This is a genomic window from Chryseobacillus diguaensis, assembly GCF_049220665.1.
Classification (GTDB): Bacteria; Bacillota; Bacilli; order Bacillales; family Bacillaceae; genus Metabacillus_B.
This window is the reverse complement of sequence record NZ_JBMKNV010000004.1, coordinates 421,586-437,000: the sequence shown is the minus strand read 5'-3', so window position 1 is coordinate 437,000 and position 15,415 is coordinate 421,586. Positions and strand designations below refer to the sequence as shown.

Here is a 15,415-nt window from a genome sequence, read left to right as displayed (position 1 = left end):
ACTTGGGAATCTGGAAAAATGGCATAAAAGTATCCAAGGAAGAGGTCTGTAAAGCATTAAATTACTTAAAAATGAACAAAAAGGCATACGGATAGAGACATCCGAATGCCTTTTGTCTACAAACTGAGGACGCCTTCATATGAAGGCGTCCTTTCGTATGCTGCTTATTTCCATGCGCTGACACGTTCATGGTCTGTCACAATCAGAAGAATTTTTCCCTGATCCATTTTTTCCTCATAAGCTGCTGCTTCCAAGTCTGAAAAGCCTACTTCAGTCAATTTGCTGCGAAGCTCATCGCCCTTTTTGCTGAAAAGATTGCCGACAGCCTCTCCAAGCCCTATTTCATTCAATCCAATCGTATTAGCACCTGCATTGTCTGCTACACGGTTTGTGCGCTCATCATCATGAGAAAGCACATATATATCCTTTGGCATAACACCCTGGCCTTTTAGTTCCATAACATCATTTTTTACTTTTAAATCATTATCATACTCTCTAATAAATGGTTTCATTTAAATGACCTCCTTGGTATTTGTTATCCACTAATCTATTAGCCTTTTGGGAGAGGTTTAAAACCTTTAAAAGCATGGTTAATAATGACAGGAGTCTTTGTGCTTATTTGTAGAATTTAGAAGAACCTGCAGTCTTTTTGGCTTAAAAGCAGCTATCAGAAAACACCTATTTTCCTAATTTTTATTGATGTTCAGAAAGAAGTTTATTCAGAATTAGAGGTGGTATAACATGAATGACACGATAAAAAAAGGAGGAATTAGAAATGGCAAACCGCAATAATGATGATCACAAAATGAGCAGAGAAGAAGCAGGACGCAAGGGCGGAGAAAAAACGTCAAGAGAGCATGGCAAGGACTTCTATCAGGAGATAGGCCAAAAAGGCGGAGAAACGACAGCAAGAGAACATGACAAAGATTTTTATCAGGATATCGGAGAAAAAGGCGGAAATGCTACTTCAAGAGAACATGGTAAAGAATTTTATCAGGAAATCGGCCAAAAAGGCGGAGAAACAACAGCTAAAGAACATGACAAAGATTTCTACCAGGATATTGGAGAAAAAGGCGGAAAAGCTACTTCAAAAGAACACGGCAAAGAATTCTATCAGGAAATCGGAAAAAAAGGCGGAAAGAACTCCAGCAGCAATAACTAAACCAGAAGAACGTTCCACCTCACACACACAATTAATTTAATCAATAGAAAGAGAAAATAGCAACTAAAAGCTCCTGCATTTAATAGGCAGGGGCTTTTTTAAGGTTTTCACAGGACGAGCGGTTTTTCAAAAAGGCTGTTTTCGCAAAGATTGTTGCTAATCGTATTGTCTTAAAACACGTATAAAGATTAGCTTCGTGGCATCTTTTCTTAAAATATGCAGGTGTATTTATGCTATATATTCACTAAATTGCATAAAAAACAACAAAGTTTAAGAAAAGAGCCTTCAAAAAAAGTGAAAATTCTCATCAGAAAAAGAAAGACTTTACGCAGTGAATTCCTGTATGATGGTAGCTTGAGGAACTTTTAGAGAACAAATCATTTCTGATAAAATAGAAATAGATAACAATTGTGCCAAAAGAGGAGGCTTGACGATGGATATCCCGCTGCAAGCTCTTTTAAGAAAGATGGAAGAGGAGCTTCAAAAAGCAAAATCTGCTGCAGACGGAAAAGCAGTAAGAGACCATATGCTGATTATCCAATCTTTATGCGATGTGGTTCTTGATCAGAATCAGAAGCAGCCGAATTTACCTTTAGGAGGACCATTTCCTTCTATAGAACCTAAACAAGAAAGCATAAGCAGCTGGGAGCTGCAAAAAATGATGGGTCAAACAAAAAGTGTTCCAGAAGAAAAAGGCAAAAAAGATACGGACGGAAACGGAGATTCTATTTTCGATTTTTAGGTGAGCAATCCTTAAGATCAGTTTCGAAAGCGTCTTGCGTTTGGCAAAAGCCGGTATAAACGGCTTTTTCTTGTTTAGGTAAAAAGAATATTTGATTATTTTTCGTCCGGAAAAGTTTGAGAAAGGCTGTTTTCGCAAAGATTGTTGCTATTCGTATAGTCTTAAAACACGCATAAAGATTAGCTTCGTGGCATCTTTTCTTAAAATTCGCAAGTGCATCCTTGCTCTATAAACACTTAAATGGATGAAAAAACAACAAAGTTTAAGAAAAGAGCCTAAAAATCATTACATCAGTGTAGAAATCCGGAGGAGAAACAATGAGAACGTTTTTATCAGCAATACAATGGGTGTTTTTCATCATTGCTTCATCAATCGTCGTACCTATTGCCATATCACAGTTATATCACCTTGATGCAAGTCAGACAGCCTCACTTTTGCAAAGTACCCTGCTTGTGTTAGGCATTGCCGGGCTGATCCAGGTTTTAGCGGGACATAAACTGCCGATTAATGAAGGACCAGCAGGACTGTGGTGGGGAGTTTACTCCATTTACGCGGGACTTAGCAGTACGTTATTTGCATCCTATATTGAAACGATTAATGCTATACAGGGTGCCATTATGGTAAGCGGTGTGTTTTTTATTCTTTTTGCAGCCCTTGGTCTTATAGAAAAGCTTGCCAGGCTCTTTACCCCTGCTGTTACAGGAATTTACCTTCTATTGTTGGTCTTTCAAATAGGCGGTTCGATTATTAAAGGAATGCTTGGAGTGGGGTACAGGCAAAATGGCGTGGATGCATTAGTCCTGATTCTTTCATTTGCCGTGACCCTGTTTACTTTTTACTTAAGCAATCACAAAGTGAAGGCAATCAAACAATATTCGATTTTAATCGGGCTCATGGCTGGATGGGTATTATTCGCTATTTTTGGAGCAGCAAAACCGGTTCAGCCTGCAGAGCAGATTTTTGCACTGCCGCATTTTTTCCCGATTGGCATTCCGAAATTTGATTCAGGCCTTCTTGTAACGGGTTTCTTTATTTCCATATTGCTCGTTGCGAACATGCTGGCGAGTATTCGGGTCGCGGAAGAAGCCGTTAAACTAACCAACCCGGGCACACTCGGGAAGGACGACCTGATGAAAAGAGGGAAAATGGCTGGGTTCGGAGCGGGAATCAGCCATCTTTTAAGCGGATTATTAGGAGCAGTTGGTCCTGTGCCGATTTCAGGCGCTGGAGGATTTATTGCAACAACTGGAAATGGAGCGAGAAAGCCTTTTATCATAGGAAACGGAATTATTATATTAATGAGTTTGATTCCTGTCATTCTGCATCTTTTCGCAGCATTGCCAGCCCCAGTCGGTTTTGCTGTTCAATTTGTCGTCTTCGCAGGAATGGCAGGCATGGCCTTATCTCAATTTGACCAGGAATCTGACCAAAAGCGGGTCAGGTACATTGCGGGCATCGCTCTTTTAGCAGGGATTGGTTCTATGAATGTGCCAGCAGAAGCGTTTAAAGGATTTCCTCCAGTGATGATTTCTGTTTTGAATAACGGCCTGATTCTCGGAACACTGCTTGCGATTGCCGTTGACCAAATCACTATGCGTGTCACAAAACGTTCAAATGGATGAAGATTGGAATACCTCTTTCATTTAGGTAATATAGAAGAGAGAAATTCCTTTAGAACAGGAGATGTCCTTAAGTGAAAACGTTTATTATCATTGCTGCGATTAATGCTTTTCTGGCTGTTGCTCTAGGAGCCTTCGGAGCGCATGGTCTGGAAGGAAAGATATCGGAGAAGTACTTAAAAATTTGGCAGACAGGTGTGCAGTATCAAATGTTCCACGCTGCGGGTCTTTTCGTTATTGCCCTGCTGATGAGCAAATTGCCTCAAGCAGGAACATTGAATTGGGCTGGCTGGCTGATGTTTGCAGGAATTATTTTATTCTCAGGAAGCTTATATGTTTTAAGCCTCTCCCAAGTTAGTGTTCTTGGAGCCATTACCCCTCTCGGAGGGCTGGCATTCCTTGCAGCATGGGTTCTGATTATTGTATCAGCCATTAAGTTTTTATAGACCTAAAAAAAGGATTGATTCCATCGCTGGAATCAATCCTTTTATTTGTTCATCTTGAAGGGGATGAAGACATTCGATAAGGATATTCGTAAGAAATTGGACCTTCAAACGTTATATAATCCAAATAAACCGTCAGCAGCAAGTAGCGTGTTCCTGTCGTAGACTCGCTTAGGATAATGTGATCCCTTCCTGCCGCTTCTATTTCCCCTTGAAACACCTTAGCATTCCATTCCCGGTTATTTTCAAATGTCATGTAAACAGTAGCTGTTTTTCCTCTATTTAACCGTAAAATGTTTTCTACATAGGACTCTTCAAGAGGAAGCATTCCAGGCACAGATTGTGTTTGTCCTCCGCCTTGCTGCCCCTGTCCTTGCTGCTGTCCCTGTCCTTGCTGCTGTCCCTGTCCTTGCTGCTGTCCCTGTCCTTGCTGCTGTCCTTGGCCTTGCTGCTGTCCTTGGCCCTGCTGCTGCCCTTGACCTTGCTGAGCATATGGGAACATGCTCATTCCGTATCTCTGATAATCGTAACCATATGAATTGTAATCGGGATTGCCATATTGATTGTACATAAGCTTTAGTCAACCTCCTCATGTTCATGCCTTTAAGAATTCAGTAAAACCTTTAATAAACAGAAGGACAATCTTGCTGATTTGGGAAAAAGAAACAATGAGATTTAAGCGTCCGGCGTTGGGCTGGCTATACCACTCAGACGGACAGTCGCCAGGCGGCTTGAAAAACCAGAGAGAATACCGGTCAGGGGTAAACCGCTGACCGTTTATCACCTTCTGGGCAAGGTTGATCTCTTTCTGGCGCGCCCGCTGAAAAAAGTAACCTCGCTGAGTCGCTTCAAAGCCCCCAGGCTTTTGATAAATCATTTTCTTCAAAGAGGATATATCTTTAAAATCAAGGCATTGGGCCCCCACTCGGTTTACACCGGCATTCCCAACAAGCAGCATGCCTTATGTCCCTTCACCCTCTGCTTCCGAACGCATGAGTCTGGCAAGGCGCTTCAATTCAGCGTCATTATAGGAGATAACCGTCATCTTTTCACCCGCCTTTTTTCGCCGAAACAGCTGCAGATAAAGTTTCATTTCTCATTCATAGGTATGAAATTTTTAAAAAGCTTATGACAATTAAAAAAGCGCAAGGCGATAGCCTAAAGGAAAAGCACAAGAAAGCTTTGGCTTGTGAACTTGAGCCGATGGCGCCTGGAGCTAGATTCAGTGCGCAAACTGAGTGAAGAAATGATATAAATCCTGATATTATAAAAGGCTGTTTTCGCAAAGATTGTTGTTATTCGTATGGATATGAAAACGCATGAAGATTAGCCTCGTGGCATCTTTTCTTAAAATTCCCGTCTAACTTGCAGGTATATATTCATGAAAAAGAGATGGGAAAACAACAAGGTTTAAGAAAAGAGCCATAAAAAAAGCCCCCTCAGGTGCAGAGGGGCGCTTGCTCACAAAAATCTTTGGAAGTCTTATTATACGTAAAGAAACGCTTCAACCTTTTCAGGTGAAAGGATGTTGCCGACGTAGAAGGATCCGAATTCTCCGTAGCGTGCGCTTACTTCATCAAATCTCATTTCATAGACAAGCTTCTTAAATTGGAGCACATCGTCCGCAAATAGAGTAACACCCCATTCATAGTCATCAAAGCCGACAGAGCCTGTAATAATTTGCTTTACAAGACCGGCATATTTTCTGCCGATCATACCGTGGCTTCTCATGAGGCTTTTGCGTTCATCCATAGGAAGCATGTACCAGTTGTCATTGCCCTGGCGGCGCTTGTCCATCGGATAGAAACAAACATGATTTGCTTTTGGCAGAGCAGGGTAAAGTCTTGCACGAACCTGTGGGTTCTCATAAGGATCGCCTTCTCCGCCCAGGTAGTTGCTTAGCTCTACAACTGAAACATAGGAATAGGAAGGAATGGTGAACTCAGCAAGTCTTGATTTATTGAATTCACTTTCAATTTGGTTTAGTTCCTCCATTGTCGGACGGAGAATCATCAGCATGAAATCAGCTTTCTGGCCAACAATACTATACAGGGCATGACTTCCTATACCTGCTTCCTCGGTAACATTCCATTTTTCAAGCAATCTCATAAATTCATGGATCGCAGCCCGTCTGTCTTCACTTGGGACAAGCTTCCAGGCAGCCCAGTCCATTACACGGAAATCGTGCAGGCTGTACCAGCCTTCGAGAGTTTGCGCTGCTTCATTTGTTTTTTGCTGTTCGTTCATCTATTTTCACTCCTATGACTATATATAGTTAAACCGATACCGGGCTGCTTTTCACTGCGAGAAGAGCCTTTCCACCCATACTATAACACAGTTGGGCCGTTGTATTCTTGTCCAAAAATCGAACAGAAAAGGATCATAGCGATTAATGGAATGAGTTAACGGGAACTTAGAAATTGACTGTCAATTTTTAATAAAAAGAATTTTGGCTGTAAGCTTTGTATTTTCAAGCGTTTATTTGTTTTTATCTGCAAGTAGAGTATCCTGAAAAGAGTAATTGCTGAAGCATTCAAGGAGGTTAAAATAAATGTCTGATTTATTTGCATCGATTAAAGAAAGTGTTTCCGGCAAAGGAATAAGGATTGTATTCCCGGAAGGAAAAGATGAGCGTATATTGGCTGCTGTCAGCCGTCTTGCTGCAGAAGGAGACATTCAGCCGCTAGTAATAGGAAATGAAAAAGAAGTAACCGAAAAAGCAAATGAATTGGCTTTAAGTATGGAGAACGTTGAAATCGTTGATCCGTCTAATTTCACTGGCTTTGAAGAAATGGTTCAAAAATTCGTTGAACGACGTAACGGCAAAGCGACAGACGAACAAGCGAGAAAGATTCTGTTTGATGAAAACTATTTCGGAACAATGCTTGTTTATACAGGACAAGCACACGGTCTTGTAAGCGGTGCCGCTCATTCTACAGCAGACACTGTCCGCCCGGCGTTGCAGATTATTAAAACAAAGCAAGGCGTGAAGAGAACTTCTGGCGTATTTATTATGGTTCGCGAAGACGAAAAATACGTTTTTGCTGATTGTGCCATCAATATTGCACCAGACAGCCAGGATCTTGCTGAAATTGCAATTGAAAGTGCAAAAACAGCGAGGATGTTTGACATTGATCCCCGCGTTGCTCTATTGAGCTTTTCTACAAAAGGATCAGCCAAATCTCCTGAAACAGAAAAGGTTTCTGAAGCGGTCCGCATCACAAAAGAACTTGATTCAATGCTTACAGTAGACGGTGAATTCCAATTTGATGCAGCATTTGTTCCATCAGTAGCGGCAAAAAAAGCGCCGGATTCTGAAATTAAAGGAAATGCCAATGTCTTCGTTTTCCCAAGCCTTGAAGCAGGAGACATTGGCTACAAAATTGCCCAGCGCCTTGGAAATTTCGAAGCAGTAGGGCCGGTTCTGCAAGGTCTAAACATGCCTGTTAACGACTTATCACGCGGCTGTAACGAAGAAGATGTTTACAAGCTCGCACTGATTACTGCAGCACAAACAGTATCTGAATAATATCTTCATGGGGTCAGCCTAAATGCTGGCTCCACTTTTACATAGGCTCTTTTCTTGAACTTTGTGTTTTTTCGAAATAGATGAATTCCAAACAAGAATACAACTATGCCTAATCGATGGTTTGTTGAACTAAAAATAGGGTGATGAGCAACAAAGTTTAAGAAATGACCCTTGCAAAAACAGCCTATACATAAGGAGGCGTTAAAATGAAACAAGGAAAGAGCAAGCTCTGGATGGCCGGAATCGCACTTGGCGCCGTCATGATCCTATTTACGATACTGGCTGGATTTTTTCATTGGGCCAAAGAGCCGTGGTTTTTGATTGTTATTTGTATTTTTCTGGCAGCTTTTCTTTATTTGAGGGTAGCCTATAAATTAAGTGAGGAACGGAAAAAGAAATAATAATCTTTCAAACTCTCCTTTCGTTTTTTTCTGAATTGATCAAGGGTATAGGTTATTATCCTTAAAAAAGAAGGGCGGATGCAGGCATGGAGGAACAATTTGAAAAATCCAGTCGTCCAATCGTTGCTCTTACAGGAGCGAGCGGCTATATAGGAAATCATTTACTGCAAAAACTGACTGACTACGCCGACGTGATTGCTTTATCAAGAAATGGAGATAAAAAGGAAAGCAGCTCCCATGTAAAATGGCGTTCGTGCGACATGTTTTCGCTTGGGTCCGCAGAGAAAGGCCTGGAAGGAGCGGATTGTGCCGTTTACCTGGTGCATTCCATGATGCCTTCTGCCAAACTGACTCAGGCCAAATTTGAAGATATGGATCTTATTTTAGCTGACAATTTTGCAAGAGCTGCCAAAAAGCAAGGAATTAAGCAAATTGTTTATATGAGCGGGATTATTCCTCAAAATACCGACAAGCTATCAAGGCATTTGAAAAGCCGGCTGGAAGTAGAAAAAGTACTGGGAGCATACGGAGTCCCAGTTACAACCATAAGGGCAGGTCTGATCGTAGGGCCGAAGGGATCTTCCTTCCCCATCCTTTCAAAGCTTGCAGGCAGGCTTCCGGTTATGGTTCTTCCTAAATGGACCAGAACAGAAACACATCCTATCGCTCTGACTGATGTACTAAGCGCTTTGAATAAGAGCATCGGTAACAAAGATCTCGCAGGGCGTTCCATCGATGTCGGCGGCCCTAAGGTTATGACCTATAAAGAAATGATGATTAAAACAGCTCAAGTCATGGGGAAAAACACATATACGGTTGATGTTCCGCTTTTAACGGTTACACTATCCAGGCTTTGGGTTAGCCTGATTACTGGATCGCCTAAAGAAATCGTATATCCCCTTATTGAAAGCCTGATCCATCCAATGGTTGCGCAGAAAGAGAACATGGTTGAGGGAATCAGCCAGGGGAAAACAACTTTTGAAGAGGCAGCTAAATCATCTCTGGAAGCGGAACAAAAGGAAAAAGAACAAACAAAATCAAAAAGCGCACCTTCAAAAACAAAGCAGATTGCCGATGTGCGTTCCGTTCAGCGTATATTACTTCCGGAAGGAAAAGATGCCAGCTGGGCTGGTGAATACTATATGGAATGGCTCGGAAAGATCATGAAGCCCTTGCTGAAATCAAAAATGGATGAAAAGAAAAACGCCAAGGTTTCAGCACTATTATGGAAAACACCGCTTCTGGAACTGACCTTTGCAAAAGATAGAAGCACTCCTGTAAGAGTGGTCTATCATATTACTGGAGGAGCATTTGTCAAATCTGAAGATAAAAGCAACGGCAGAATTGAATTCAGGCAAATCCCGGGTACCCAGGAATGCATCATTGCCATTCACGAATACAAGCCGTCTCTGCCTTGGTTCATTTATAAATTCTCACAGGCCAAAATCCATTTAGTCGTTATGTATCTTTTCAAAAAACATCTGCTGGGTTTAATGAAAAAAACAGAAAAGTATCAGCAAAATAATCCTGTGAAGCGGGAAGTAGAGCAAGGAAGCTTATAGAAGGATATGCGGCACCTTCAGCAGCGGAGGTGTCTTCTTTTTTAAGGCATTGAAAGGAAAATGAAAAGGCATTGGGATATGCTATAATAGGCTGGTTGAATGAACTGTAATGTAAGAAAGGAACATTAGGATGGAAGAATTATCGATAAAACTTTTAAAACAGCCCAAATGGCGTATTATAGATCAATCAAGCCTTGGCCCGATTTTTGAAGCAGAACAGTCCTTTGCCTACGATGACACACTCTGTGAAGCAGTCGGCAGCGGCATGTCCCCTGCAACAGCAAGAGCATGGGTTCATCACAAAACCATCGTGCTCGGGATACAGGACGAACGGCTCCCGCATTGTGAAGAAGGAGTGCAATTTTTAAAGGATAACGGCTACAGGGTCATTATCCGAAATTCAGGTGGTCTGGCTGTTGTCCTGGATGAAAATGTCCTGAATATCTCGCTGATTTTCCCTGATGCTGAAAAAGGAATCGACATTAACCGCGGCTACGATGCCATGTGGGACCTGGTCAAAAAAATGCTTTCAGAATACGGCGAAGAAATTGAAGCAAGGGAAATCCAAGGTTCCTACTGTCCTGGAAGCTATGATTTAAGCATCCGCGGGAAAAAATTTGCAGGCATTTCTCAAAGGCGTGTCCGAAATGGAGTTGCTGTTCAAATCTACCTCTGCGTAGGCGGAAGCGGAGAAGAAAGAGCTGAACTGATTAAAGAGTTCTACTCTAGAAGCTTAAAAGGGGAAGAAACCCGCTATAAATACCCAGCGATCAAACCTGAAACCATGGCTTCCCTCTCAGAACTTCTGAACACAGAGCTCACAGTCAGTGATATGATGCTAAAGCTCTTGACCAACTTAAAAGAACTGAGTGACCGAATCTTTCCTTCCTCCTTATCAGTCGGCGAACAGATACTCTACGAAAAAAACCTGCTGAGGATGATGGACAGAAACAAGAAACTCAAAATGGATGACCCAACTGGTCCTGTTATTTAAACAGGGCTTTTTTACTTTGTAGTTTTTTCATCGATATAAATGAATTCTATACAAGAATACAACTGCGAATCATAAGGGGAAATGCTGTGAAGATGATCTTCATGCTTTGCGAAACACCCTTCTGCTATATTGGATTGGGATTTTTAAGGGGGATGAGAGATGGAAATTGATTTGGTTGGATGGGAGATGAGGCGTTGTTTGTGGTGATTTAGGGTTTAGTGGGAATAATCGGTATTGGGGTTCATTGGCTCTTGATAGTGGGGTCTGTGAGTGGATTTAAGGGGGACTTGGTGAGCGGGATAAAGGGGTTTGTGAGCGGCTATGGAGATTTAAGAGCGGCTATGGAGATTTAAGAGCGGCTATGGAGATTTAAGAGCGGCTATGGAGATTTAAGAGCGGCTATGGAGATTTAAGAGCGGCTATGGAGATTTAAGAGCGGCTATGGAAATTTAAGAGCGGAAATGGAGATTTAAGAGCAGAAATGGAGATTTAAGAGCGGCTATGGAGATTTAAGAGCGGCTATGAGGATTTAAGAACAGATATGATGATTTAAGAGCGGATACCGAAATTCACGAGCAGATATTGTTCAAGTATTAAAGAGCATAAAGCTCTGTAACTAGCAGATTATATCCAAAAATTAAAGAAGGAGTGCCTTTGTTTAATGAAAAAATTCCATGTTTATGCGCAGGATTCCGAAGTTTATGGGTTCTGTCAATAAAAGACCCAAATAAAAAAATCCCCCAAAAATCAGGGGGACAAAAAAACATCTATTTAAAGGGGAGGGAAACCAATAGGATAAACCAGTGTTTACTCAGCAAGCTTTTCGAGGTTTCCGTTCCGGTCCATTTTGAACTTGGATGCAGGACGCTCCTCTTCTTCGAATAAAGTCAGTTTTCTCGCTCTGTTCATTATTTTCATCAGTGTTTCATAGTCTTCTTGAATGGTATGAGTGTTTTCTTCCATTTTCGACACTCTGGCCTGCAGATCTTCATTCAGGGAAGCCAGTTCAAAATTTTCCCGTTTCAGACGCTCGTTTTCCTGCTTTAGGATTGCAACATAATCAGAATTGGAATCATAGTTTCGAAGGAAGGTAATGACTTTCTCCATAGTAAGTTCTGACTCATCAGCAGAATAGACTTCATAGGAAGGTGTGACAGCTTTCGGTAAAGCAACTTCTGAAACTTGTACAACTTCTGAAGCTTCCTCTTCTTCCAGTCTCAGCATCATTGGAGCAGCTGCTTCTTCAGGACTGTATAATAATTTTTTCTTGGCCGGCTGGCCTTTTCCGGATGCTCTCATTTTTTGCTTGCGCTGTTTCTTTGCAAGCTGAAGCGCTTTTTCATATTGATGGCGCACAACTGCATTCCAGCGGAAGCCGCATGCGGCAGATGTCCGGTTCAGCCTGTCTCCCACCTCTTCAAAAGCATTCAGCTGAGTGCTGCCCTCGCGAACATGTCTCAGGACCGTTTCAGCGAGCATTAAATCATTTTCTTCAGACCATGCATCTTGTCTCTGTTTCATCTTCTCAACTCCCTAATAAAATATAAATTTGGGTTGTTATCATCATGACCAGATTCCATGGTTTCTATACCATTCTCCTGAAAGGATAATAGAAAAAATTTTTTCATGCTCCCATTCTATAAAACAGCAATTTTTCCGAAAAAAACAAATTAAAAAGGGAGCGCTTACCGTGCTTGCATAGATGATTCAAGAAATGTAAAATACCAAATAGTGTCTCAAAAATTGTGCGCAAAACGCCAATTATTACTCCGCTTGAAAAAGGATACAAGCCATTTATATAGAAGTAGTAAGAGAGATGCAGTACGCTCCTTTAATAAACGGAGTGCTGCCTGAAAAGAAGTATTAGTCGCCATTGCTGGTCCCTGCATGGTGATTTTTTATTAAGAATTTTTTATTAATCTGAAGAAATAGGATTGGTTTCATTAGGCAAAATTGCAAAGGAAGTCCGTGTTCCTACTACCAATCACTTCTTTAAAAGCTTCTCCTTTTAAGAGTTGAAGAGCAGCCAATCCATATGAAAATTTTGTAAAATTATGGGTATAATTGTCGAAGCAAAACCGATATAATAACAATATGCAGAAACGGAAGAGGGTAAGCGATGACGTATCCAAATGGGAAATTGTCTGAAGAAAAGGTGTTTAAAGATCCGGTACACCGGTACATTCATGTCCGCGACAAGCTGATTTGGGATTTAATAGGTACGGCTGAATTTCAGCGCCTGAGAAGGATCAAGCAGCTTGGAACGACCTATTTGACATTCCATGGGGCTGAGCATAGCCGGTTCACACATTCCATGGGCGTCTATGAAATTGTGAGAAGAATAGTAGACGATGTGTTTAAAGGGCGTCCTGAATGGGACGACAGCGAACGGATGGTCAGTCTGTGTGCGGCTCTTCTGCATGATTTAGGTCATGGACCGTTTTCCCATTCCTTCGAAAAAGTATTTCACCTCGACCATGAAGACTATACACGCGCAATTATTTTGGGAGATACAGAGGTTAATCGTGTTTTAAGAGTAATGGGAGAGGATTTTCCCAAAAAAGTGGCAGAGGTTATTGCGAAAACCTATGCCAACAAACAGGTGGTCAGTCTCATTTCGAGTCAGATTGATGCTGATCGGATGGACTACTTGCAGAGAGATGCCTATTATACAGGGGTCAGCTACGGCCATTTTGATATGGAGAGAATTCTTCGCGTCATGCGTCCGCGCGAGGATCAGGTTGTTATAAAACAAAGCGGTATGCATGCTGTAGAAGATTATATTATGAGCCGATATCAAATGTATTGGCAGGTTTATTTTCATCCCGTTACAAGAAGTGCAGAAGTCATTTTAACCAAAATATTGCACCGGGCCATGCAGCTCTATCGGGATAAATATAAATTTATTCTTGAACCCATTCACTTTTATTCCATTTTCAATGGGGAAATGCCCCTTCAAGACTATCTGAAACTGGATGAATCTATTATTATGTTTTATTTTCAGGCCTGGCAGGAAGAGCAGGATGCCATTTTAAGTGATTTATGCAAAAGATTTATTAACCGGAATCTGTTTCAGTACATAGAGTTCAATCCTACGAATGAAGAGATGATGAAATTGATGGAGCTGACAGTTCTTTTCAAAAAAGCAGGCATTGACCCTGAATACTACCTGGTTGTCGATTCATCCTCAGACCTTCCTTATGATTTTTACCGTCCTGGTGAAGAGGAAGAAAGGCTGCCGATTCATTTAATAAGATCAAATGGGGATATTCGGGAGCTGTCTAGGGAATCAGAGATTGTAGATGCGATTTCAGGAAAACGGCGCACAGATCATAAGCTGTATTTTCCTATGGACTTAATAGAAGACTTTACGTTAAAACGCAATGTGAAAAAGAAGATTTTGGAGCTGCTTAAACTAGCAAAATAGAGAAGGATAAAGAGATAGGAGATGAAGGGGAAGTGCTGAAAGAACACGCAAAGGTAATGCAGGCGTTTCTGGTATCAGGAGAAATTGTCGGCCGGAAAAAGCTGCAGAAAATGATCTATATCGCTAAGAAAATCAATTTTCCATTCTATGAAAAATATGATTTTCACTTTTTTGGACCCTATTCAGAGGAATTGACACTAAAAGTAGAAGAACTGTGCAACCTTGGATTTTTAAATGAAGTACGGGAGAAAAAAGGCGGTTATTATCAGTACCGTTATTCATTAACTGAGTCCGGTGAACAATTTCTTGGCCACTATGAGCTGGATATGCCGTTGCTTGAGCCATGCATGACAGACATGAACGCCCAGCCTGCCAGATTCCTTGAGCTTGTCTCAACTGTATTGTTCTTTGAAGACCTCGAACGGGATGAAGTGAAAGAAAAAGTATTTACATTGAAAAGCAAGCAGCGCTATACAGAAGATGAAGTAGATGCTGCTTATCAATATATTGAAGATCTTAGAAAAAGAACCGTTCAGTAGATGGATTAATAAAGGTAAACCCCTAAGGCTTACCTTTTTATAATTAATCCAAAATGCTCTTTTAGCAAAGAGGAAGACTGTCCGCTATCTAGCGGCCTTTTCTCAATCACACCATCTGTTTCCTTGAGAAAAGAATCAGGTGTAAGAACCATTTTGCCTTCAGGTGTCCTCAAAGCTGCAAGCATCGTTTTATTAAAAAGGGACATTTCATGCTCGTGAATTACTTGTTGTATAGTCTCAAGCTCAGAAGGAGCAAGGATCTCTTCTGCAGGGGTAAAAGCATAGCCTGGAACCCACTCGCCGTTATTGCTTTTCATCTCAAGAAGATGGTTGCCTTCCTCTGTCTGATGCTGCCTGATCCGATAGGCACCTGCACTTGAATGAACCTCTTCTCCTGAAAAAGGAATGAGCTTCATCGGAACTCTAGCGCCGAAACCGGCATCAGCTAAAAATTTTTCGCCTTTTTCATCCTTGATCAAAATGGTGGATGGGTATGATGCTGCGCCCAAGTGTTTGCCTCATTATTGTAGACCGTCGCTTTTACTAGTATGGCGTCAATGCCTGCTTCCCGCAAAAACCAGTACATAAGCGGGTTCATTTCATAACATAACCCGCCTCTTTTTCGAATAAGGATCTTATCAGCAAGGCTTTCCCTGGAGAGAGACATTCTCTCATCATCGATTACATCTATATTTTCAAATGGCACATGAAACGCATAGGCTTCAAGGATTGCAGGAAGATTATCTAAAGAAATTGGCACATTAGGAGACAGACCAATTCTTTGAAGCAGAAGCTTTTTAACATCCATTACTATCGGCATCCTTACTTTGAATTAGGTTATAAAAAAGGCTGTTTTCGCAAAGATTGTTGCTATTCGGATGGTCTTATAACACTTATAAAGATTAGTTTCGTGGCATCTTTTCTTAAAATTAGAAGTTGTATTTTTGGTTAAAATTCTTTAATTTTCGATGAAAAAATAACAAAGTTTTAGAAAAGA

16 protein-coding genes and 1 pseudogene are annotated in these 15,415 nt (G+C 41.3%); 10 read left to right on the top strand and 7 right to left on the bottom strand.

The annotated features are described in order from the left end of the window. Positions 1–164: 164 nt before the first annotated feature. Positions 165–512, bottom strand: coding sequence for a YflT domain-containing protein (locus ACOT8F_RS09425; protein ID WP_421651472.1), 348 nt, complete (start codon positions 510–512; stop codon positions 165–167). A 263-nt stretch (positions 513–775) separates the two neighbouring features. Between ACOT8F_RS09425 and ACOT8F_RS09420 the strand changes: the two genes are divergently transcribed. The 4 genes from ACOT8F_RS09420 to ACOT8F_RS09405 all read left to right on the top strand — a co-directional run bounded on the left by ACOT8F_RS09420 (position 776) and on the right by ACOT8F_RS09405 (position 3,969). Next, positions 776–1,162 carry a KGG domain-containing protein gene (locus ACOT8F_RS09420; protein WP_421651471.1) on the top strand — a complete coding sequence of 129 codons (387 nt, stop codon included), beginning with the start codon at positions 776–778 and terminating at the stop codon, positions 1,160–1,162. A gap of 433 nt (positions 1,163–1,595) precedes the next feature. After that, positions 1,596–1,904, top strand: a complete 309-nt coding sequence (locus tag ACOT8F_RS09415) for a YwdI family protein (protein ID WP_421651470.1) — start codon at positions 1,596–1,598, stop codon at positions 1,902–1,904. Positions 1,905–2,221: 317 nt separating this feature from the next. Further along, the gene (locus ACOT8F_RS09410) at positions 2,222–3,526 is read left to right on the top strand and encodes a purine/pyrimidine permease (protein ID WP_421651469.1); all 1,305 of its coding nucleotides are present in this window, start codon (positions 2,222–2,224) and stop codon (positions 3,524–3,526) included. A gap of 71 nt (positions 3,527–3,597) precedes the next feature. Further along, the gene (locus ACOT8F_RS09405) at positions 3,598–3,969 is read left to right on the top strand and encodes a DUF423 domain-containing protein (RefSeq protein WP_421651468.1); all 372 of its coding nucleotides are present in this window, start codon (positions 3,598–3,600) and stop codon (positions 3,967–3,969) included. Positions 3,970–4,018: 49 nt separating this feature from the next. Here ACOT8F_RS09405 and gerQ read toward each other — a convergent pair whose 3' ends face one another. From gerQ to hemQ, 3 genes and pseudogenes are all read right to left on the bottom strand, one after another. Next, the gene (gerQ, locus tag ACOT8F_RS09400) at positions 4,019–4,537 is read right to left on the bottom strand and encodes a spore coat protein GerQ (RefSeq protein WP_421651466.1); all 519 of its coding nucleotides are present in this window, start codon (positions 4,535–4,537) and stop codon (positions 4,019–4,021) included. A 52-nt stretch (positions 4,538–4,589) separates the two neighbouring features. After that, positions 4,590–5,011, bottom strand: a pseudogene (locus ACOT8F_RS09395) (cell wall hydrolase). 440 nt (positions 5,012–5,451) lie between these two features. Next, positions 5,452–6,213 (bottom strand): hydrogen peroxide-dependent heme synthase, encoded by a 762-nt coding sequence (gene hemQ, locus ACOT8F_RS09390; protein ID WP_421651464.1) that lies wholly within the window; start codon positions 6,211–6,213, stop codon positions 5,452–5,454. A gap of 304 nt (positions 6,214–6,517) precedes the next feature. Between hemQ and pta the strand changes: the two genes are divergently transcribed. The 4 genes from pta to lipL all read left to right on the top strand — a co-directional run bounded on the left by pta (position 6,518) and on the right by lipL (position 10,452). Then, positions 6,518–7,495 carry a phosphate acetyltransferase gene (gene pta, locus ACOT8F_RS09385; protein ID WP_421651462.1) on the top strand — a complete coding sequence of 326 codons (978 nt, stop codon included), beginning with the start codon at positions 6,518–6,520 and terminating at the stop codon, positions 7,493–7,495. 206 nt (positions 7,496–7,701) lie between these two features. Further along, positions 7,702–7,896, top strand: a complete 195-nt coding sequence (locus tag ACOT8F_RS09380; protein ID WP_421651461.1) for a hypothetical protein — start codon at positions 7,702–7,704, stop codon at positions 7,894–7,896. Between the two features lie 86 nt (positions 7,897–7,982). After that, positions 7,983–9,458 (top strand): NAD(P)H-binding protein, encoded by a 1,476-nt coding sequence (locus ACOT8F_RS09375; RefSeq protein ID WP_421651459.1) that lies wholly within the window; start codon positions 7,983–7,985, stop codon positions 9,456–9,458. A 130-nt stretch (positions 9,459–9,588) separates the two neighbouring features. Beyond that, positions 9,589–10,452 carry an octanoyl-[GcvH]:protein N-octanoyltransferase gene (lipL, locus tag ACOT8F_RS09370; RefSeq protein WP_421651458.1) on the top strand — a complete coding sequence of 288 codons (864 nt, stop codon included), beginning with the start codon at positions 9,589–9,591 and terminating at the stop codon, positions 10,450–10,452. Between the two features lie 807 nt (positions 10,453–11,259). On the opposite strand, the gene ACOT8F_RS09365 is transcribed toward lipL, so the two are convergent. Continuing rightward, positions 11,260–11,973, bottom strand: a complete 714-nt coding sequence (locus tag ACOT8F_RS09365) for an RsfA family transcriptional regulator (RefSeq protein WP_421651456.1) — start codon at positions 11,971–11,973, stop codon at positions 11,260–11,262. Between the two features lie 598 nt (positions 11,974–12,571). Between ACOT8F_RS09365 and ACOT8F_RS09360 the strand changes: the two genes are divergently transcribed. Together ACOT8F_RS09360 and ACOT8F_RS09355 are read left to right on the top strand one after the other, a co-directional pair. Next, positions 12,572–13,879 carry an HD domain-containing protein gene (locus ACOT8F_RS09360; protein WP_421651455.1) on the top strand — a complete coding sequence of 436 codons (1,308 nt, stop codon included), beginning with the start codon at positions 12,572–12,574 and terminating at the stop codon, positions 13,877–13,879. A 32-nt stretch (positions 13,880–13,911) separates the two neighbouring features. Next, positions 13,912–14,418: a YwgA family protein gene (locus tag ACOT8F_RS09355; RefSeq protein WP_421651454.1), complete on the top strand. Its 507-nt coding sequence runs from the start codon at positions 13,912–13,914 to the stop codon at positions 14,416–14,418. A 29-nt stretch (positions 14,419–14,447) separates the two neighbouring features. Here ACOT8F_RS09355 and ACOT8F_RS09350 read toward each other — a convergent pair whose 3' ends face one another. Further along, the gene (locus tag ACOT8F_RS09350) at positions 14,448–14,927 is read right to left on the bottom strand and encodes an arylamine N-acetyltransferase (RefSeq protein WP_421651452.1); all 480 of its coding nucleotides are present in this window, start codon (positions 14,925–14,927) and stop codon (positions 14,448–14,450) included. After that, positions 14,894–15,226, bottom strand: coding sequence for an arylamine N-acetyltransferase (locus ACOT8F_RS09345; RefSeq protein WP_421651450.1), 333 nt, complete (start codon positions 15,224–15,226; stop codon positions 14,894–14,896). The genes ACOT8F_RS09350 and ACOT8F_RS09345 overlap by 34 nt, the downstream gene beginning before the upstream one ends. Positions 15,227–15,415 lie beyond the last annotated feature (189 nt).

Excerpts from the sequence above, each read along its gene's own strand:
- ACOT8F_RS09425 (WP_421651472.1), bottom strand. The coding sequence starts at position 512 with ATGAAACCATTTATTAGAGAGTATGATAATGATTTAAAAGTAAAAAAT.
- ACOT8F_RS09420 (WP_421651471.1), top strand. The coding sequence starts at position 776 with ATGGCAAACCGCAATAATGATGATCACAAAATGAGCAGAGAAGAAGCA.
- ACOT8F_RS09415 (WP_421651470.1), top strand. The coding sequence starts at position 1,596 with ATGGATATCCCGCTGCAAGCTCTTTTAAGAAAGATGGAAGAGGAGCTT.
- ACOT8F_RS09410 (WP_421651469.1), top strand. The coding sequence starts at position 2,222 with ATGAGAACGTTTTTATCAGCAATACAATGGGTGTTTTTCATCATTGCT.
- gerQ (WP_421651466.1), bottom strand. The coding sequence starts at position 4,537 with ATGTACAATCAATATGGCAATCCCGATTACAATTCATATGGTTACGAT.
- hemQ (WP_421651464.1), bottom strand. The coding sequence starts at position 6,213 with ATGAACGAACAGCAAAAAACAAATGAAGCAGCGCAAACTCTCGAAGGC.
- pta (WP_421651462.1), top strand. The coding sequence starts at position 6,518 with ATGTCTGATTTATTTGCATCGATTAAAGAAAGTGTTTCCGGCAAAGGA.
- ACOT8F_RS09380 (WP_421651461.1), top strand. The coding sequence starts at position 7,702 with ATGAAACAAGGAAAGAGCAAGCTCTGGATGGCCGGAATCGCACTTGGC.
- ACOT8F_RS09375 (WP_421651459.1), top strand. The coding sequence starts at position 7,983 with ATGGAGGAACAATTTGAAAAATCCAGTCGTCCAATCGTTGCTCTTACA.
- lipL (WP_421651458.1), top strand. The coding sequence starts at position 9,589 with ATGGAAGAATTATCGATAAAACTTTTAAAACAGCCCAAATGGCGTATT.
- ACOT8F_RS09365 (WP_421651456.1), bottom strand. The coding sequence starts at position 11,973 with ATGAAACAGAGACAAGATGCATGGTCTGAAGAAAATGATTTAATGCTC.
- ACOT8F_RS09360 (WP_421651455.1), top strand. The coding sequence starts at position 12,572 with ATGACGTATCCAAATGGGAAATTGTCTGAAGAAAAGGTGTTTAAAGAT.
- ACOT8F_RS09345 (WP_421651450.1), bottom strand. The coding sequence starts at position 15,226 with ATGGATGTTAAAAAGCTTCTGCTTCAAAGAATTGGTCTGTCTCCTAAT.